At 52.9% G+C, this 18,647-nt stretch carries 17 protein-coding genes (1 of these 17 only partly in view); 13 read left to right on the top strand and 4 right to left on the bottom strand.

Annotated elements, in window-relative coordinates:
* The 8 genes from R3C20_18805 to R3C20_18770 form a co-directional block, all read left to right on the top strand.
* On the top strand, positions 1–652 hold the 3' portion of the coding sequence (locus R3C20_18805; protein ID MEZ6042555.1) for a beta-ketoacyl-[acyl-carrier-protein] synthase family protein. The gene continues 587 nt to the left of window position 1, outside the view; only the last 652 of its 1,239 coding nucleotides appear in the window; its start codon lies off the left edge, out of view; its stop codon occupies positions 650–652.
* A gap of 45 nt (positions 653–697) precedes the next feature.
* Entirely contained in the window at positions 698–961 is a 264-nt protein-coding gene (locus R3C20_18800; protein MEZ6042554.1) for an acyl carrier protein, read from the top strand.
* A 157-nt stretch (positions 962–1,118) separates the two neighbouring features.
* Positions 1,119–2,495: an NAD(P)/FAD-dependent oxidoreductase gene (locus R3C20_18795; protein MEZ6042553.1), complete on the top strand. Its 1,377-nt coding sequence runs from the start codon at positions 1,119–1,121 to the stop codon at positions 2,493–2,495.
* A gap of 209 nt (positions 2,496–2,704) precedes the next feature.
* On the top strand, positions 2,705–3,253 hold the full coding sequence (locus tag R3C20_18790; GenBank protein MEZ6042552.1) for a 4Fe-4S binding protein: 549 nt from the start codon (positions 2,705–2,707) through the stop codon (positions 3,251–3,253).
* Between the two features lie 42 nt (positions 3,254–3,295).
* Positions 3,296–3,724, top strand: a complete 429-nt coding sequence (locus tag R3C20_18785; protein ID MEZ6042551.1) for a DUF2203 domain-containing protein — start codon at positions 3,296–3,298, stop codon at positions 3,722–3,724.
* 46 nt (positions 3,725–3,770) lie between these two features.
* Positions 3,771–4,331, top strand: coding sequence for an NADH-quinone oxidoreductase subunit A (locus R3C20_18780; protein MEZ6042550.1), 561 nt, complete (start codon positions 3,771–3,773; stop codon positions 4,329–4,331).
* A gap of 52 nt (positions 4,332–4,383) precedes the next feature.
* On the top strand, positions 4,384–4,917 hold the full coding sequence (locus R3C20_18775; GenBank protein ID MEZ6042549.1) for an NADH-quinone oxidoreductase subunit C: 534 nt from the start codon (positions 4,384–4,386) through the stop codon (positions 4,915–4,917).
* Positions 4,918–5,005: 88 nt separating this feature from the next.
* Complete coding sequence (locus R3C20_18770; protein MEZ6042548.1) at positions 5,006–6,244, top strand: NADH-quinone oxidoreductase subunit D; 1,239 nt, start codon at positions 5,006–5,008, stop codon at positions 6,242–6,244.
* Between the two features lie 337 nt (positions 6,245–6,581).
* Here R3C20_18770 and R3C20_18765 read toward each other — a convergent pair whose 3' ends face one another.
* Complete coding sequence (locus tag R3C20_18765) at positions 6,582–7,628, bottom strand: hypothetical protein (GenBank protein ID MEZ6042547.1); 1,047 nt, start codon at positions 7,626–7,628, stop codon at positions 6,582–6,584.
* 19 nt (positions 7,629–7,647) lie between these two features.
* On the bottom strand, positions 7,648–7,779 hold the full coding sequence (locus R3C20_18760) for a hypothetical protein (GenBank protein MEZ6042546.1): 132 nt from the start codon (positions 7,777–7,779) through the stop codon (positions 7,648–7,650).
* Positions 7,780–8,051: 272 nt separating this feature from the next.
* On the opposite strand from R3C20_18760, the gene R3C20_18755 reads away from it, so the two are divergent.
* The 4 genes from R3C20_18755 (at position 8,052) to R3C20_18740 (ending at position 14,606) form a co-directional block, all read left to right on the top strand.
* On the top strand, positions 8,052–8,987 hold the full coding sequence (locus R3C20_18755; protein MEZ6042545.1) for an ABC transporter ATP-binding protein: 936 nt from the start codon (positions 8,052–8,054) through the stop codon (positions 8,985–8,987).
* A 96-nt stretch (positions 8,988–9,083) separates the two neighbouring features.
* A complete protein-coding gene (locus R3C20_18750) occupies positions 9,084–11,378 on the top strand; it encodes a hypothetical protein (protein MEZ6042544.1) in 2,295 nt (764 codons plus the stop codon).
* On the top strand, positions 11,379–12,773 hold the full coding sequence (locus R3C20_18745) for a hypothetical protein (protein ID MEZ6042543.1): 1,395 nt from the start codon (positions 11,379–11,381) through the stop codon (positions 12,771–12,773).
* 123 nt (positions 12,774–12,896) lie between these two features.
* Complete coding sequence (locus R3C20_18740) at positions 12,897–14,606, top strand: ABC transporter permease (GenBank protein MEZ6042542.1); 1,710 nt, start codon at positions 12,897–12,899, stop codon at positions 14,604–14,606.
* 234 nt (positions 14,607–14,840) lie between these two features.
* Here the strand turns inward: R3C20_18740 and R3C20_18735 are convergent, their stop codons facing one another.
* Together R3C20_18735 and R3C20_18730 are read right to left on the bottom strand one after the other, a co-directional pair.
* A complete protein-coding gene (locus R3C20_18735; protein ID MEZ6042541.1) occupies positions 14,841–16,358 on the bottom strand; it encodes a sulfatase in 1,518 nt (505 codons plus the stop codon).
* A gap of 111 nt (positions 16,359–16,469) precedes the next feature.
* Positions 16,470–17,765, bottom strand: coding sequence for a hypothetical protein (locus tag R3C20_18730; GenBank protein MEZ6042540.1), 1,296 nt, complete (start codon positions 17,763–17,765; stop codon positions 16,470–16,472).
* A gap of 461 nt (positions 17,766–18,226) precedes the next feature.
* On the opposite strand from R3C20_18730, the gene R3C20_18725 reads away from it, so the two are divergent.
* Positions 18,227–18,586 (top strand): DUF2752 domain-containing protein, encoded by a 360-nt coding sequence (locus R3C20_18725; GenBank protein MEZ6042539.1) that lies wholly within the window; start codon positions 18,227–18,229, stop codon positions 18,584–18,586.
* The last annotated feature ends 61 nt before the right edge of the window (positions 18,587–18,647 follow it).

Raw genomic sequence — 18,647 nt, 5'->3', positions numbered from 1 at the left:
GTTCGGCATTTTTGCCAGCTTCGCAGCTCAGGGGGCGCTTGCGACTCATACCGATCCGACCAGGGCCTGCCGGCCGTTTGATATAGATCGGAATGGGATCGTTGTGGCGGAAGGGGGCGGCATCTGTACGCTCGAGCGGTTACCTGACGCTTTGGCCCGCGGCGCGAAAATTTATGGAGAGATTGTTGGCTACGCAATGAACTCCGACGCGCGGGACTTCGTCTTGCCGGACTCCGGGCGGCAGGCCGAATGTATTCGCCTGGCTCTGGGGCGCGCAAAGCTGAAGCCTGAGGATATTGATATTGTCAGCAGCCACGCGACGGCAACGGAGCAGGGGGATATTGAAGAGGCCAGTGCGCTGCGTTCCGTTTTCGGTGAATGCCGCGGGACGGTCATCAACAACACCAAGAGTTTCATTGGTCACGCGATGGGGGCGGCGGGAGCTTTGGAATTACTGGGAAATATGCCGTCATTTGACGATGGTATCGCCCACGCTACAATCAACCTTGATAATCTTGATGAGCGATGTGCGCTCCCCAACCTCGTGATGAATCAGAATCGGGACTTGGGTAACGTCAGATGTATTTTGAACAATTCGTTTGGGATGTTGGGGATCAACTCAGTCTTGATCGTCCAGAAGTATGAGTCCTGAGGGCTCATTTCCCTCTCAAACTTTTGCAGTGAAAAGGATGGGTTGATGAATTCGGAGCAGATTCGGCAGGTCATTTTGGAAATCCTCGAGCGGATTGCTCCAGACGAAGATCTGACCGATCTGGATGATGCCAAGCCATTCCGTGAGCAGATGGAATTGGACAGTATGGATTTCCTGGACATTGTCATGGAACTCCGAAAGATGTACCGCATCCAGATACCTGAAGAAGATTACCCAAATTTGAACACGATGGCTGGCACGGTCGAGTACCTGCTTCCAAAGTTGAAGGATGTGCCGGTTGCGACCTGATGGTTGCAGGGTCAACCCTGGTATGATGCACACAGCCCCGAGGCAGAACCTCGGGGTTGTTCTGTTGTTGGACATGCTGATTTCAGGCCTTGCCCTGATGCGGTGCAGGTCTGTGATGTGGGTGCGATCATTCGGCAGCTGAAGTTGAGGTGACTCAGTGCGGTACGATACGGTCATTATCGGGGCTGGAATGTCAGGGCTGTCTGCCGGCGTCCGGCTTGCGTACTACGAAAAAAAAGTATGCATCCTTGAGCGTCACACCACCATTGGTGGGCTGAATTCATTTTATCGATTACGGAAGCGTAACTTTGACGTTGGTTTGCATGCCATTACCAACTATGCAAAGCCGGGTACAAAACACGGGCCGTTAAGTAAGCTGCTTCGTCAGTTGCGAATGAGTTGGGATGACTTTGACCTGCGGCCGCAGTTGAAATCGTCAGTGGTTTTCCCCGGCTGTCGCCTCGAATTTAACAATGACTTCTGTTTCTTTCAGCAGGAAGTCGAACGGGCATTTCCTTCTCAGGCCGACGGTTTTCAGAAGCTATTGGTGCGAATACGGGAGCATGACCCTCTGGCGCTGGAACGCTCGGCCTCCTCGGCCCGGGATGTGGTCAGTTCATATCTGTCGGATCCCTTGTTGGTAGACATGATTTTCTGCCCCCTCATGTTTTACGGCAGTGCGACGGCACATGACATGGATTTCAGCCAGTTCGTGATCATGTTTCAGGCGATCTTCTTCGAAGGGTTTGGACGACCGTTTGACGGGATTCGTCTCATTCTCAAGAAGCTCGTTCGGCACTTCCGGTCCCTGGGGGGCGAACTTCGTTTACGGTCCGGGGTTCGAGAGATTCGGCAGGCGAAAGGAAAAGCGACTTCCGTTATTCTGGATGACGGATCTGAAATCGAGGCGGATTCTGTTCTTTCATCTGCAGGCGCTGCGGAGACGATGCGTTTGGTGGACGGGGGGCCGTCGTTCGAGGCTCCCACGCCCGGAGATATTTCGTTTGTTGAGACAATTTCAGTCCTGGACTGTGAACCCTCAAGCCTTGGCCACGACGAAACGATCGTTTTTTACAGTGATGTTCCTGAGTTTTGTTATGACCGCCCGAGCGAGCCTGTTGATCTGAGATCGGGAATTATTTGTTCTCCGAATAATTTCGACTATTCCAGCCCGCTGGAGGATGGTCGCATCCGAATCACTGCTCTTGCCGATCCGGACTATTGGATGTCACTGCCCGAAGAGGAATATCAGCGGCAAAAAGTTGTTTGGAATGACCGAATTATTGCGAGCGCTGTGAAGCATATCCCCGATTTTCGTGGTCATGTTGTTGATACGGATGTTTTCACACCACGGACGATCAAGAGGTTTACCGGGCATCTGAACGGCTGTGTTTACGGGGCCCCGGTGAAGTTTGTCAACGGACAGACGACGCTGAGTAATCTTTACCTGTGTGGCACAGATCAGGGTTTTCTGGGAATCGTGGGGGCGATGCTCTCGGGAATCACAATTGCGAATCGGTATCTTCTGAAATAGCGTTTGTCGCTGTCGTTGCCTGTTTCGTAACGTGTTGGGACGTAAGGATCTATCAACCGAAAAGCTTCCCATTGGTGGGAGCGCGCGAGTCGGCGGGTTGCGGATCAAATGGCCCTCTTTATAATCATCGCGGCCTGTTTCCCGCTTTGCGCGACTTGTTACGGGTTCATTCACCACTTGCCTTCGCTGCCCGATAGGGACTGTCTGACATGTTCTTGTGGTTTCGCAATGTGTTTATGTCGGTGTCGACAGTTCTTCACGGGATGTACGTCACCCTGCTCACGATGGGAAAGACCTATCGTCGTCGTACCTTCACAGAGGTCTACGAGTACCCCGAAGTTCCATTGAAGGTGAAGCCGAGGTATCGAGGGTTTCATCGATTCGATCTGACCACCTGCATCGGGTGTGATAAGTGCGCCGCGGCCTGCCCGGTGGATTGTATCTACATCGACAAAGAGAAAAGTCCGGTCGGAAAAGGCTTTCGCCTGAACGGTTATGCCATCGACTACAGTAAATGCATGTTTTGCGCTTTGTGTGTCGAACCCTGTCCAGTGGACTGTATCTTCATGGGTTCCAATCACGACCTGAGTTGCTACAGTCGGGATGGGTGCATTGTTGACTATGCGAAGCTGCCGCTTGAAATTGCCTGGGGGCGTGCTTCTTTGAATCCCACGGCGGTGTCTGAGTCGAAGGTGCTTCATGAACCCGTATGGGTGAAGGGTGAAGAGAGTCCATTTGAGACTCCTTCCGGTGCATGATTCTTCCGTGCAGCTGACAGGCTTCTGAGGGAGGGTGTGGCAGTGGTTTCCCAGTCGGTGTTGACGGTTGCTGAAGTGAATGAGCGATTGCCACTCGTTCGATTGATTGTTCGGGACATCATTTCTTTACATGCAGATGTTGCTTCCCGGCGTTCCCGATTGAATGACATTCGGGATCGATATCCATCGAAGGGTTCTTCGGTCTACGAAGATGAAGTTCTTCAGATGGAGGATGAATTGCTGCAGGACGAATCTCGCCTGCAGGGATTTGTTGGGGAGCTTAGCCAGCTGGGTGGGGTTCTGGTCAGTCCCGAGGCTGGTGTGGTCGATTTCTCAGGTGAAATCGACGGGGATCGAGTTTGGTTTTGTTGGCGTGAAGGCGATCAGTCTCTCGCGTTCTGGCATGCCGGACCTTGTGGCGAATCGGATCGTCTCCCTCTGGATACGGTTCTGTGTGAAGCTGGCGAATAGTGAGCCGGAATTTTGTGGCGCGTGTCGGTCGATAAAGGGTTTTGGGATGACAGACTTAGTAGGCCATTTCTTGATTTTTGGTGGACTGGCCGTGGCATTCCTGATTCTGCCGCTGCTGGTTGGTCGCCTTCTCCGTCCTAAATTGCCAACCCCCGAAAAAGACTCCATTTACGAATGCGGTGAGCCTGCGATTGGGTCGAGTTACATTCAGTTCGACCTGCGGTTCTACGTGGTGGCTTTGCTGTTTATTATCTTTGACGTTGAAGTGGCGTTCTTTTTCCCCTGGGCTGCAGTCTACGGTGGTGCGATGCAGCTGGCGGACACCCGCTTGAGTGATCAGGCAAGAGAAGATCTCAGCGCTCGACTGCTTGATATTGATCCATCTCAAATGGTGCCGGCAAATGTGATTAGCGCTGAGTCTGCCATGAAGCTTGGTTGGACGGGATTCGCTGACCTCCTGGTATTCTTTGGGGTCCTGCTGGTTGGTTTTGCTTATGTCTGGAAGCGTGGAGATCTCGATTGGATTCGCGCTCTGGTCAGGAAGTCTGCTCAAGCTGCCGACCAGACTGGTGGATTGAAGCCGCAAGTGACTGTATCGGGGCAATAGCCTCTGACCCGTTTCGTCCACTCCAGTCGTTGTACCCCCGGAAGAGTGAAACATGGATATTCAAAGTATTCATCAGTTATTGTCAGAGCGTTTTGGCGAGTCCGTTGTTGGATCTTCAGTGCATGAAGCGATCGATCCCTGGATTCAGGTGTCCGCAGAGAATCTTGTTGAGGTTGCTCAGTTTCTGCGAGACGACGAGCGTCTCCAGTTCAACCATTTGAATGATCTTTGCGGCGTGGATTACTTCGAGCCGGACCCAAAGAAGTCCGCAAAATTTGGCCACGAGCCTCATGTTGAAGTTGTCTATCAGCTTCAAAGTGTCCCGAAGGGGCATCGGTTGAAAATCAAGGTCTGCGTCGAACGGTGGAAATCCGGAACGCCTGGCGACTTGCCGGTAGTACCGTCGGTTTCATCGGTTTGGGGAATCGCAAACTGGCATGAACGAGAAGCATATGATCTCGTGGGGATCACATTTGATGGTCACCCAAACCTCCGTCGCATTCTCTGTCCCGAAGACTGGGTTGGCCATGCCCTGCGTAAAGACTATGAGTTTCCTCACGAGTACCATGGTGTTCGAGGGCGATAAGCCCTGAATGCGGTGCAAATCCGGTGAACAGATCTTTTCGTCCGTCAATGTGGTGTAATCGCACCGAAACCCAAAATGGGTGTATTCAATGAGTATGCAAATTGAAGATCCTCGTGTCGTTGAGTTTGACGTCCAAACGGATGAAATGCTCGTCAACATGGGACCCCAGCATCCCAGCACGCATGGTGTTCTTCGGTTGTTGCTGAGGACGGACGGAGAAATCGTTCATGAATGTACGCCGCACATCGGATACCTTCATCGATGCGCGGAAAAGATCGGTGAGAATCTGTCACCGCCTCAGTACATTCCTTACACGGACCGGATGGATTATCTGGCCGCGATGAACATGAATCTGGGCTTTGCTCTGACAGTTGAAAAACTGATCGGGATGGAGGTCTCCGAGAAGGCCGTTCACCTTCGGGTTCTGATTGCTGAACTCGGACGGATTGCCAGCCACCTTGTTGGAATGGGCGCTTATGGCCTGGATCTTGGCACGTTCAGCCCGTTCCTGTATGCATTCCGTGAGCGCGAGATTATTCTCGATCTTTTTGAAGAGGTTTGTGGGGCACGCCTGACGTGCAGCTACCTGACGGTTGGGGGCGCAACAAACGATTTGCCGGAAGAGATCATCATCCCGGAAGGTCTGGCCTCATTAACCATGCGTGATCCTTCGGAAAGCGTCCCGTTTCTGGAGGCCATTGAGCTCTTCCTGAAATGGCTGGAGCCCCGTATTCAGGAATACCATACGCTTTTGACCCGGAATGCCATCTTCATCAAGCGGACTGCCGGGATGGGCGTCCTGACACCGGAAACGGCGGTCAGTTACGGTTGTACAGGGCCCGTGCTTCGCGGCAGTGGAGTCGACTTCGATCTTCGCCGGGACGGTGAGCCGATCTACACGCGGATGTACGAGGGTTACGACTACGATGTGTGTGTCGCTCCGTTTACTGCCGCGCCACGTGAAGTTGTTCTGGGTGACAACTGGTGTCGGTTTTACGTGCGGATGATGGAGGTTGTTCAGTCAATCCGTCTGGTCCGTCAGGCGATCCCCAAATATAAGGCTGCCGCAGGAGGGTATCGCGAACCATTCAAGATGAGTCACAAATTGCCCAAGGATGAAGTCTATCTCGAAACGGAATGCCCTCGGGGTCAGATGGGCTTCTACGTTGTTGGCAATGGAGATGCGAACCCTCTTCGGGTCCGTGCAAAGAGCTCTTGCTTCTGTAACCTGTCGGTCACCGATCTGTTGTGCGAAGGTGTTCCGCTTGCGGACGTTCCGGCAATAGTTGGGTCACTGGACATCGTCATGGGTGAAATTGACCGCTAACTGTCCGTTGTTTAACGCTCCAGATTTCCTCTCGTGCGGGAATTCAATGGCCTGCCGGGTGTCGGGACTTGTCTGTCCTTTCAAAAATCGGGACATGCAAACGCAGCATGGCTGTAAACCGTCGTGTTTTGGTGTCTCCTGCTCGAGCCAGTCCCGTTTTTCAACAGGCTGTTTTCTCAGTTTGAGCGGAATTCTTCCTCCGGTTTGAGTTCTTGTGGGTCTTGCGACGGCATCGTTTCCATCCGTTGAAATGAAGCTAAAAAGACCGACGCATCCCGATAGCGGTTGTTTGCATCATCTTCGGTGATTGCTTTGTCTCTCTAAGAAGGGGGGACGTCTATCGAGAGTTGGGTTTTGGGTCTGCTTTAAGCAACTGCATTGCATCGATGGATGCATCGGTATGTGGATATTGCCCAATGATCTGGCGAAGGATTCGGTCTCGCAACTCTCCGGCCTCCATGTTGACTGCCCGCGCGAACATGTCGGTTGCAAGTTTTTCTTCCCGTGCCTGCAACCCAAGGTATTCTTCCAGAAGCTGTTTGCGGCGAGCTTCGCTCATCGTTGCTTTTACGTATTGAAACCGAAGAATGATCAGAGGCTTTGATGCATGAATCGTCTGTTCGAGCAATTGCGATTCTTTGCCCATGTTGACCAGCAGTTCCAGTGCGTCGGTGCGTCCTGTTCGCCATCGATACTGATGGATCAATATTGTGTAGCGTCCCATGGGGGCACCACGTTGAAGCCATCGGATGTTCTCTACAGGTTCGCTCGACTCTGCCTGAACATTCATGTCCACGTCCAGCTCTCCGTGGCATCTTGACTTGCGGTGTCCGTGAGAAATGTGTTCTCCCGAGGGAGTAATCACATGCAAATCCAGATCGTTCAGTGAATGCCACGACAAGGTGAACTGCACCTCACCAGTCTTTCCCCCGGCTCGGCGGACGCGGTCCTGAATTCCTTCGGCAATTCCCGGTACTGGTTCTGTACCCTCAGTCTGTCCGAACCCAAATTCAGAGAGGTCAATGCTCAGGCTGTCTTTTGCGGTAGAGATTTCTTCGCGGAATAGCTGAGTTGCCGAGGAAGCAGCTAGTTCAGCGAGCTGCGGGTCGACTTGATCCGAAGTCAGCTCGGTGTTGATCACAACCGGACTTGCCTGACCGGCATCAACATTAAAACCCGCTTCTATCTTCGTTGGCCGGTCCAGTCCCAGTGGATCAAGAATGATGAAGCTGGCGAGAAGAAGGAAAACGACGTGAAGTATCGCACTCGTCAGGACGCTGCCTGCTGTTCTTCGCGCATGGGGAGTTGATGTTGTTTCACTCCTTGCCGCGATAACGGGCAAATCAAGCGTGCCCTTTGTAGTGAATGATTGGATTCGTGGCATTGCCAACACATCCCCAAAGTCACCAGAGGTGTTTGATACCTGTCGTTTGAATGGCTTCGTCAGTTGTTTCCTGCACATAGTAAACGGGAAATTCAGGGAATACATCCGCCTCGATCTGCGGGAACGCATGGATGACGGATCTGACAGTCATATGGTTGGCGTCAGGCGCTCCTCGATAAAGGTCCGGCATTTCCGGGCTGGGTTATTGAGTCGACTGTGGAGTGCACGTAAATTCGGCGGCGAGTGAGCCCCGAAGACCTCGGGATTTGCTTCGTGGACCGCGGACTGCCAGAAATCGGCAAACGAATTCTGGCGATTCGGCGTATCCCAGCTATGGCAAAGGCCCCTGGCGATCCCGACGGACACGCAGGAATCACGTAGTTTCATGCTTTTTCGATATTTCTGGCCGGTGAAGACAGCGACATGAAAAACGAATCCGTGATCGAAATCCGGAACCTTTCCAAAATCTACCGCGACTTTTGGGGTCGAAAAAAAGTTCAGGCGGTCAAAAGTCTGAGTCTGGATGTCTATCGTGGGGAGGTCTTCGGTCTGCTGGGACCGAATGGCTCAGGCAAGACCACGACGATGAAGATGCTGCTGGGACTTCTTTTTCCAACTTCCGGTGAAATGCGGATTCTGGGCAAGCCAGCGTCGGACGTCAGCAAGAACGAAAAGATTGGTTACCTGCCTGAAGAGTCCTATTTGTATCGCTTCCTGAATGCGGATGAGACGCTGGATTTCTACGGGCGGCTTTTCAATATGTCGGCCACCGAGCGAGCAAAACGAGCTGACGAGCTGATCGAAATGGTCGGCCTGTCCAAGGCCCGCCGTCGACAGCTGAAAGAGTACTCGAAGGGTATGACCCGTCGTATTGGTCTGGCTCAGGCATTGATCAACAATCCTGAGCTTGTCCTTCTGGATGAGCCGACCAGCGGTCTTGACCCGATCGGGACTCGTGAAATGAAGGACCTGATTCTGAAGCTGAAAGCTGAAGGCAAGACGGTCATTATGTGCAGTCATCAGCTTGGTGATGTCCAGGATGTTTGTGATCGCATCGCAGTCTTGTTTCAGGGGGAGCTGAAAGTTCTGGGCCGGGTAGACGAGCTGCTTGAAATTCGTGATGAAATGCAGATCCGCACGGCCAACCTCAGTGATGAAGCGAAGGGCGAAATTGAAGCGGTGCTGAAGAAGCATAACCTTGCTGATCCCGTGTTTCAGCGTCCGCGTGCCGACCTGGAAGAACTGTTTCTTCGTACGGTTCGTGAGAGTGGTGAACGTCCGGGGCGTCGATTCACAACTGAAGAAATTGCAGCTGGCAGCGCGAACGCTGAGCAGCCGAGTGATGTGGCGAAGAATTAATTCGCTTGGCGTAGTTAGCTGGCGCACTGCAAAATCGTCGGCAACCTGAAGGCACTTTCGCTCATCGTTTGCACTTGAACGTTCGGAAATCCAGTTATGGACTTCAATCCTGTTGTCTTTGATAAGTACGCTTTTCAAGTGGCCCTGATTCAGTGGCTGAAGATTGTCGGCGGTTTATCATTAGTTGGACTTGCGATATCGCTGATGCTGTCTGTCGCACGGAATGGTGCTTCCGGCTTGCCGGCATTTTTTCGGGGGCTCGCTGGTTTCCTCGAAGATTTGGGCTCTTTGTCGCCCAGGCGAATCTACGCGGTCACACTTCTGACGGTGAAAGAGGCCGTGCGGCGCAAGGCGCTGCTGGTGTTTGTGGTGTTTGCCGTCTTGTTGATGTTCGCCGGCTGGTTCATCTCAAATGCGAATGAACGGGCAGATCTGCAGGTCAACGTTCACATTACGTTCGTCCTGACTACGATTGCGTGGCTGATGTTGCCCCCCGTCATTTTCCTCAGTTGCTGGGGCATTCCGGAAGATATCCGGCTTCGGTCTCTGCACACGGTTGTTACAAAACCAGCCCGACGTATCGAAGTCGTGCTGGGGCGAATTCTTGGCTTCGGATCTGTGGCTGCGGTTGTGCTCGCGGTGATGGGCGTGATTGGTTACGTCTGGGTTCAGAGGCAGATTCCTGAAAATGTTCGGGATCGATTAACCTGCCGAGTGCCGGTTTTTGGCAACCTTTACTTTATCGACAACACCGGGCAGCCGTCTCGCGAAGGTATCAACACGGGGGATGTCTGGAAGTATCGGTCGTACATTCAGGGTAATAGTCGTGCCCGGGCTGTTTGGGTTTTCCAGGACATCCGCCCTGAAACCGTGGGGGACGATCTGGTTCTGGAATCTCGTTTCGAAGCCTTCCGTACCATTAAAGGTTCTGAAAAATCGATCCTGGAAGGCCTGGAGGCTCAGTACACTCTGGTAAGAAATCCTCGTGAGGAGGCTTTCGGAGGCCTTGCTCTCAGCGGAGCTGTGAAGGAAATTGCCGATGCATTGCGCGACGGACAGTTCCGAAATGGTTCCGATAAGTTTACGGAGCTTGCCCAGAAGATTCGTACCTCGCACGAGGATATTCCGCTCGCGGATTATGCTGGTCTGGCGGCCGGAGCAAATCAAGCCTACATGGTTCTGGAGGCTTTCGACAAGGATCTGAAGCCACTCGCGGATCTGTTCGGGGAGCTGAGTGAGGCAACGACACAGTTACGTGGTCAGTCTTCAGCGGCCGGTGACACGGTTTACACAAATATTGCGGACCGGTGCGACGATGTCGCTGGCTACCTCAGCGAGAACGTCGAAGACCTGCAGGAAAAGCTGCCGCGGCTTGAAGTACCGCTTCCGTCCTTCAGTGTTTCTGAGTTTCATGAAGGCGACAATGTTTCCCGGATTCCGCGAAAGATTACTGCTGTACCGGATTACGAAACGCTGGCTCGATTTCTCGCTGCGAAGATTGAAGAGTTGAATGAGAGTGGGAAACTCGTGGACGGGAATGGTTTGTCCGCCTCTTTAGTTGATGTCTTCACAGAGAACGATGCCGTCTCCATTTTGAATGCTGAGCTCCTCGAAAGCGTTCTGTCGGGGCAACTTGACGAAGGCACCCTGAAAATTGATGGTGGAAAACTTGCAGTGGCTGACGGACGCCGCTGGTTTGGTTTCTTTGATGATCTTGTTCGCCGCGAAATGCTCGGATCCCGGGATCCTGAGGGCTGGAAGATGGAATTCGATTTGTTCGAAGACCTGACCACCTCCAACAATCTTCGGATCGAGGTCTCGTGTCTGAATGATCAGATGTATCTTGGTATGGCCCGGCCCGACCTGTTTGTTCGTCTGCCGGACAGGCCATTTTTTGTGGGCTACTCCAAGGCGATCCTGACAACGGGCATCATGCTGATGCTGCTTGTGGTGATCGGCGTGACAGCAAGTTGTGTGGTGAAGGGGCCTGTTGCGGTGTTCTTCACATTCACGGTTTTCCTTGTTGGTCAGTTCTTTCATCAGTTCATGCTGCGGATCGTGGAAGGTAACGAACAGGGACTTGGGTTAGTGGAATCCGCTGCGTTGATTGTTCAGCACCGAAATCCGAGCGTCGGTATGAATGCTTCACAGGCGACTCAAAACTTTGTCCGTGGGGTCGACAGTGTCTCGACAGGTCTGTTGTCTGGTGCGAGCAGCATTATTCCTGACTTCAGCGTTTTTGGTACGGCCGCTCAGCATGTTGAAAAAGGTTTCGACGTGCCTCTCAATGTGTCGGTCTGGCCATCACTTGCTATTTTCTTTGCGTTCCTGATTCCCTGCGTCTTGCTGGCGGGGGCATTCCTGAAGTTCCGGGAGCTGGAATCGAAATAAATGAACAATCTCACATCAAGACAACGCAAGCTGCTGTATGCGGCTCTGATTTTGGTTCTGTTGCTCCCGATTGTGATTCTTGGTTCGCCAGCCTCGAAGGATGTTTCGGCGGATGACCAGACGGCGGCCGAGGGCAGTGGCGTTCTGGCCAAGCTTCGTGTCGAGAACGATCTGGGCGAGACAACGCTTGGCGATATTGATCCCTCCAGCGCCGCGATGAATCTTGTGCTGCTTGGGCTCCGTGGCCCTGCTGCGGGGTTGCTGCATCTTCAGGCGATGGATTATCAGGAGCGAAAGGACTGGGCGAAGCTTAGGGCAACCGTTGATTCGATCATTCGTTTGCAGCCACATTATGTTCAGATCTGGAAGTTTCAGGGCTGGAATCTGGCATTTAATGTTTCGCGAGAGTGGGACCGCGTCGATGACCGCTATTACTGGGTCAAGGAAGGAATCAAGTTCCTGCAGAAGGGGACTCGTCGAAATCAGACGGTAGCCATTCTGTTCCATGATGTCGGTGACTTTATCTCTCGCAAGATGTCGATTTCCGACGAGAAGAAATTCTTCCGACAGTATTTCCTCAGCGATCCGGATACGGATCGTTTCGATGGAGAAGCGGATCCGGAAATCAATGAGAGAGGCGTGGATAGTTTTCTTGTTTCGTATGACTGGTTCACGGCTGCGAACGAAAAGGATGACCTTTACGGCATGACCGGGATGACTCACGTCTTCTTTCGGCAGGGGCCAGCAAAGGCGAAATTGAACTACGCAGAGGCACGCCAGAAAGACGGTCTGTTCGATCAGGAAAATCGGTCGGCTTGGGAAGACGGTTATCGCGAATGGATGGAAGACTACGGGACCTACACATTCCTCGGTCTCAATGACTGGAAGTACAAGCTGAATTCGACACCCCAGGATCTCGCAGAGCTGGCACAGGAGAATGGTATTACTCTTGAAGAGCAGCGAAATCTCTGGGCTCGCAACCTCGACATGGTCCACTTCCGATTTTGGCGGGATTATGCGAATACAGAACGCGATGAAGAAACGATGGATGCCCACAAGACGCTGTTCGAGGCAAAGAAGGCCTATGCAGAAGGTCGTGGCTACGATTCCACAAATGCCGACGGCTCAAACGAAATCTCGGAAGCACAGAAGTTGCTCGAAGATGCAATGTCGAAGTGGGTACGAGTCTTTCAAAAGTACCCGAATATGCTGATCGACAACGAATCCTATATCGAAGAAGCGATGCTGGCGGTGTACTACTGGCGTGCAGTGCACGATACGAATGGAAAGACTCCGCCGGATGACTATCCGTTGCGAGAAATCTGGGATGCGAATCCTGATCGCAAGTCAGAGGTTCAGCGCGAATTCCTGATGGATACGATGCGCAGCAAGTAGCTCGGAATCGTCAACCACGAACAAAACAGCCTCTGATCATATTCTGGAGAGATGAAGTTGCCGGGCGGTCCGATTTTTGTTCGCGAAGCTTTAACAGCCCCGCGAAGGCCGAGTCACTATTTGATGCGGTCTGGATTCATCGGCGCGATGCTGGTGTTGTTTTACAGTATCCGTCAGGCAACGATCGGCTTTCAGGATGTTCAGTTCGCCGGAGACGTTGCTTCGTTCAGCAACCTGGTGTTCCAGTTGTTTGCTGTACTTCAGCTGACGCTTGGGATGTTCTTTGCCACTCTGTTCACTGCGTCGAATATCGCTCAGGAAAAAGACAGGCAAACACTCATCCTGCTGTTGATGACGGATATGCGCAACCATGAGCTTGCTCTTGGAAAGCTGATGTCGAGCCTGCTGGTGGTCGTCGTTCTTGTGGGTGCCTCGCTGCCCGTTTTCGCATCGCTGCGATTGCTGGGTGGAATAACCTGGTCCCAGATTATCTGGGTAGAGGCCATCATCGCGACAGCATCTCTGGCTGCCGGGACATGGGGCGGGATGGTCGCCTTCTGGCGAGAAAAAACATTTCAGACGCTGGCCATCAGTGTCCTTGGTGTTGTGATTTTTCTCTCTGTTGTTGAAGGTCTTGCGTCCGGAATCGGAGGCCCGACTGGCGCGCAAATCGGCCAACTGTCGCCTTACCGCAGTATGATGGCTGTTCTGAATCCAATGACGACGGTCCAAAGCGGGGTCGCGGAGGTGTCTGCTCTGTCGACGGTGGCAATACTTCTAGGATTGAGTGCCGGCCTCAGCGTTTACACGATTTTGCGTTTGAGGACCTGGAATCCCTCACAGCAACTCCGCCAGTCCGCACTGCAGTCAGTGGAAACTTCTGAAAGCAGCGAGGAAACAGTCGGGCAGGAACCGGTCCCGGCATCTCCACGGCATCATCGGACGGTTTGGAACAATCCGGTCATCTGGCGAGAAATGCGAACACGGGCGTATGGTCGCAAAGTTGGCTGGATCAAGTTGGTCTATGCCTTGCTGGTCGTGATGCTGGCATGGTCGACTTTGTCTGTTACCAGTCTGTCAGATCAGCAGGAATTGGTTCTGGGAATGGTGGGCCCGGCTGCGTTCTCGTTTATTGGCGTCGGTATCATCAGCTTATTGTTGATGAATGCTCAGGCGGTGACGTCCATCACCAATGAACGCGACGGCAGAACGCTTGAGCCACTGCTGATAACAGACCTCAGCGCGAAGGAGTTCATGCTGGCGAAAATTGGAGGCGCGATGTGGAACGCTCGCGAGATGATCATTCTGCCACTGATCTTCCTCGTCACAATGGCGACGATGCAATCTGTCACAACCTTGTCCGTTGAGAATCTGGTTTATGTGATCGCGGCTTATCTGGTGCTCAGCCTTTTCGCAGTTTCACTGGGCCTGCATGCCGGACTGACCTATGACAATTCCCGGTCTGCCATTGGCAACAGCCTTGGAACAATGTTCTTCCTGTTCATAGGCATTTTCATTTTCATGCTGCTGCTTGTGGAAGCGAGATCGTCATTCTTCATTCAGATTCAAAGCTTCATTGTGTTTATTGGCTTTGGAAGTCTGGGTCTGTACAGCAGCCTGACACATAAGAATCCTTCGAACGCTCTGACGCTGGCTTCCATGGTGCTGCCGTTCCTGACTTTCTATGGCATCACAGATTTTCTTCTGGGAGGCAGTCTTGGTGTCTGCTTCTGGATCTGCGTCGCCTATGGTTTTGCCTCGATCGCGATGCTCGTACCAGCGATGACCGACTTTGATGTAGCGCTGGGACGCAACACTCAGGATGTGGGCTAACTTAACTGTCCGTTCAAAAAACGGGACTGGCTCGAGCTGGTGACCTGAAAACATGACGGTTTACCGCCGTTCAGCGTGCCTGCCCCGATTTTTCAACGGACAGTCACGAATCCTTTGTGCCGTCATCTGCAACTTGCGGGCAAGTTCCCCCCGCACAAAGTCCATTAAGGCTTTGCAAAGTTCCGGGGGGAGTGTCGGGTGAGTACTGGAAATTGAGGTTTGGGGGGGCCCTCGTTAGTCCTGCAATTCGGGTATGGGATCGGTTGGCAGGATATCTGTCCCTTCCCAGTTAATTGTGTGCGCGTCTTCGTCATAGATCAGGATCCGATGAGCGCTGCCGGGGACGGGCTTTCGGCTGCTTGCAGGCAGGTACTTTCGATGCTGATCGACGATCGCTTTGAACTCCGGAACGCTCACCAGGTTCTTCCATTCGTTTGGATCCTGTCGCATATCATAAAGTTCTTCAGAACCATCGGCATACTGAATGAATCGCCAGTCGCGTGATCGAATCCCGTGGTTGTCGTGATTGTGGGTTGTAATAGCAGGCCATTCTCGCGTAGCACTGGCATCGATGAGTTGCGGCCGGAGACTGTGACCTTCGAGGTCACTTCGCGGTGGCAGCTGGCACAGATCGATCAGTGTTGGATACATGTCGAGCAGTTCGGCTGGTTCTTCGCACCGGCCACCCTGCGCGACGCCAGGACCGGCAAAGATTAGCGGGACACGAGTGGATCGATCCCAGAGCGTGTTCTTGCCGGTAATCTGCTTTTCGCCCAGGTGCCATCCATGATCAGACCATAATACGACGATTGTGTTGTCCGCATGCCCGCCGTCTTCAAGCGCTTTCAGCACCCGTCCGATTTGATTATCCACGAAGCTGGTGCAGGCGAGATATGATCGCACCAGATTCTTCCATTGATTGTTTTGCACAAGAAACCGGTGTCGAGGCTCCGGAAGTTTCCAGTGCAGGTACCAGCTGAACCTGGGAGTGTCGTCTCGATCGTTTTCCAGGAATGGTGGAAGTTGAAGCGTGTCCAGCGGATACAGGTCGAACCATTTTTGGGTTGCGTAACACGGGACATGCGGAAGAAAGAATCCACACGAAAGAAAAAACGGCTGGTCGTGTTCTTTCTGCAACTGATCGACGGCCCAGGATGCGACGGCGTAATCGCCTTTATCCTCGTCCTTGTGGGGAAAGACTCCCCAGTCGACCAATGGATGTCCCTGTGGTGTTTTAACAAGTGGTTTTGGCGGGCGCACCCCAACTCCTGACGGAGTTCCCAGGACGTCAAATTCGTCGTCTTTGGGCCGCCGTCCGTAGCCGCCGTGGTAGATTTTCCCGGTTGTCAGTGCTTTGTATCCGTGCTGTCGCAAGTACTGCGGAAGCGACACAATGTCTTTCAGGTCTTCTACTTCCCGGAACCAGGGAGCCAGCCCATAGATGCCAGTCGTTGACGGGCGACGGCTGGTCATGAGGCTGGTGCGAGACGGGTTGCAAAGTGGAGACTGGCAGTGGGCGTTCAGAAATACGGTTCCGCGTTCCGCCAGCTTATCGATGTTCGGGGTCTGAATCTGGGGATGTCCGTTCAGGCAGCCGATCCAGTCATTCTGGTCATCAATGGCAATAAACAGAATGTTTGGCTTCTTTTCATTCTGAACAGAGCGGGACTTTGCTTCGATTCCGGATTCGTTGGCCGGAGAAGGACTGAGCGTCAGCAAAGTGGCACAGAAGCCAAACAGGATGGCTCGCATGAGCAGGCCTTTCAGATTTTGAATAGGATGTGGGATACCACGGCCGATGCTCGCCGGACGAGCCGATTTCAGCCGTCCTGGGAGCAGAACACAGGAAGTCTGTTGGTATGATCAATCCCGCCAGAAGGCAGAATTATCCGGCGCTGCGTAGGTTATGTTCAGGTGAGGTGTTTCAACAACGGACTCACCATCATGAAGCGAATTGACTCCTGCAATTACCATCCCGCTTGTGAGCAGCGTTCGTTCAATGGGGTAGGGCGTCTGCCCGTGGATGATGGTGTTTTCGATATGACGAGTCAGTGGGTTGAAAAAGTCCGCGGTTGTGGAACCGTGTCCCGGCATGGGAAGGTACATCTGGCAGGACACAATTTCGTCTGTGTCGCGTCGGTACCCTGCATAATTAAAATCTCGTATCCCTGTCAGGAAGATTGTTGTTCGGAAGCCGTCTGCGTGTTCCAGGTGGTAGGCTGTGATTTTGGGGAATACGGATCGAGCCCACTCCAGTGAAACAGCGTTCGTGGGGTAGCCTGTTTCTACTGGCAAGTTATGACTTCGGCAAAGGGCTGCGATGAAGAGCCGTTGCGTGATGGATCGGTCTTTGTGCTCCAGTAACTTCCAGACGTTCTCGTCCCGCAGGGACTGAACCCGCACGACGCCACTTTCGCCACCTTTGCGCCGTTCGGACATGCACTGCGCGGTTTCCAGAGCATGGATGTCGTAACTGTCGATACCGCCGTAGGCCACGCAGACGCTTTCTGCCAGATCCGCATCCCTGGGCATTTCGACCGAAGGGTGTCTCCATGTGACCGGCAGTGATGAGCCTGCCAGAAACGGAAATTTCAGCCGCCGCGAATCGTCTACCATTTCAACGCATTCGTTCCATTCGGTCGACAGATGTTTGTCATTGAAAATGGGGACTGAACGTCCGCTGGCTTCGAAGACGCGAACACATTGCTTGAACCATCGATAACGTGGATAAAGTGTCTGACCTTTTTCGTTCTTTGGATAATTTCCGTGTTCGCCAATGATGACGATGCCGTCGACGGCAAGTTTGCCGGTGCCGAGTGTGAGAGCTTCTTCAATAGTGCTGCAGAGCCTGAGCTGGTGACGGTCAACCCTTCCCCGCGCCAGGTCACCTTCCGGAAACTGGTCGATGTAGACAGATGCCAGGTCGATTCGTGGCTTCTGCCACTGTCCCTGCCAGGAATAGCCTTCCGTAAGTCGGTCCAGGAAGTGCTGCGCATGTGAATGTGTTTTGACCCACGTCCCGATGAAAGCAACCCGAGGTTGACGACCGTTCTTCTCTACGGCCGAGATTGAGGATTGTTCTGTCGGCAGAAGTCCGAGACCAGCGCTGCTGGCTGTCAGTGCCATCGATGTCGAAAAGAATCGGCGACGGTTCATCATGATGGGTGTTTCCTCATTAAAGAGTCGACTGTCGTGGGCGATATTTCAGATCAGTTCAGGGCGGGTGCACTGGAGGCTCGCGAATACAACTGAAGATCTCAGTGACCCAAACCTGGTTTCACTGTTCGGTTGATGGATGGAGAAACAAGATCTGTGGTGGGGTGTTTGGTGGGGCAGATGAGTTGAGACTAACTTCGGCGATTTATACCGTTCAGTCAACCGGATTGGCAGGGTTTGATCGCATCCGGCAATATCTGCTGTGCATTTCCGGATTGAAAAGTGAGATCGGCGGAATCGGCTGAAGACCGTCCTTCACGCGACTCCTGCCACTCTGATGGGGCTTGTGGATTTCTTTGGACACTGATAACCCTCCACCTCACAAACCAACTGCTCCTGCTGATCCTTTAGTCAAACTGCCGGTTCCCGAACGAATCTGGCTTCTTTGCTGGATGGTCTGTCTGGTGTCGGCGGTATATGTGGCTGCGGATCTGGAACCGGATCCTCGCGGCTTTGGTACTCATCAACAACTCGGATTGCCGGAATGTGTCTTTCGACAGGTTTCCGGATTCAACTGCCCTCACTGCGGGATGACCACCAGTGTGTCTCATTTGTTTCGCCGGAATCTGAAAGCGTCTGTTCGAGCGAATCCAATGGGCCTGGTCATCATACCGCTCATGGGGGTGTTTGTTGTTGCCATGTTCCTCAGCAGCGTGACGGGTATTCGATTAAAGATATTGCAGTTTGAAAACGTGCTGCGTGTGGTAGTGATCTTCCTGCTGGTCAGCATCCTGATCTGGTCGCTACGAACTCTTCATGGATGAATGCAGTTGTGGTGTGTTTGTAAGAAAAGTTGGACTGTTTTCTTCTGCACATTGCCTCACG

The sequence above is a fragment of the Planctomycetaceae bacterium genome, from assembly GCA_041398825.1.
Lineage (GTDB): Bacteria > Planctomycetota > Planctomycetia > Planctomycetales > Planctomycetaceae > F1-80-MAGs062.
The sequence above is the reverse complement of the archived record's forward strand: the minus strand, read 5'-3'. Positions and strand labels throughout refer to the sequence as shown.

What these genes read in the sequence shown, in the direction of transcription:
- R3C20_18730 (MEZ6042540.1), bottom strand. Translation starts at nt 17,765, where the DNA reads ATGATGAACCGTCGCCGATTCTTTTCGACATCGATGGCACTGACAGCC.
- R3C20_18775 (MEZ6042549.1), top strand. Translation starts at nt 4,384, where the DNA reads ATGGATATTCAAAGTATTCATCAGTTATTGTCAGAGCGTTTTGGCGAG.
- R3C20_18750 (MEZ6042544.1), top strand. Translation starts at nt 9,084, where the DNA reads ATGGACTTCAATCCTGTTGTCTTTGATAAGTACGCTTTTCAAGTGGCC.
- R3C20_18800 (MEZ6042554.1), top strand. Translation starts at nt 698, where the DNA reads ATGAATTCGGAGCAGATTCGGCAGGTCATTTTGGAAATCCTCGAGCGG.
- R3C20_18740 (MEZ6042542.1), top strand. Translation starts at nt 12,897, where the DNA reads ATGCGGTCTGGATTCATCGGCGCGATGCTGGTGTTGTTTTACAGTATC.
- R3C20_18755 (MEZ6042545.1), top strand. Translation starts at nt 8,052, where the DNA reads ATGAAAAACGAATCCGTGATCGAAATCCGGAACCTTTCCAAAATCTAC.
- R3C20_18765 (MEZ6042547.1), bottom strand. Translation starts at nt 7,628, where the DNA reads ATGCCACGAATCCAATCATTCACTACAAAGGGCACGCTTGATTTGCCC.
- R3C20_18770 (MEZ6042548.1), top strand. Translation starts at nt 5,006, where the DNA reads ATGAGTATGCAAATTGAAGATCCTCGTGTCGTTGAGTTTGACGTCCAA.
- R3C20_18745 (MEZ6042543.1), top strand. Translation starts at nt 11,379, where the DNA reads ATGAACAATCTCACATCAAGACAACGCAAGCTGCTGTATGCGGCTCTG.
- R3C20_18780 (MEZ6042550.1), top strand. Translation starts at nt 3,771, where the DNA reads ATGACAGACTTAGTAGGCCATTTCTTGATTTTTGGTGGACTGGCCGTG.
- R3C20_18790 (MEZ6042552.1), top strand. Translation starts at nt 2,705, where the DNA reads ATGTTCTTGTGGTTTCGCAATGTGTTTATGTCGGTGTCGACAGTTCTT.
- R3C20_18735 (MEZ6042541.1), bottom strand. Translation starts at nt 16,358, where the DNA reads ATGCGAGCCATCCTGTTTGGCTTCTGTGCCACTTTGCTGACGCTCAGT.
- R3C20_18760 (MEZ6042546.1), bottom strand. Translation starts at nt 7,779, where the DNA reads ATGACTGTCAGATCCGTCATCCATGCGTTCCCGCAGATCGAGGCGGAT.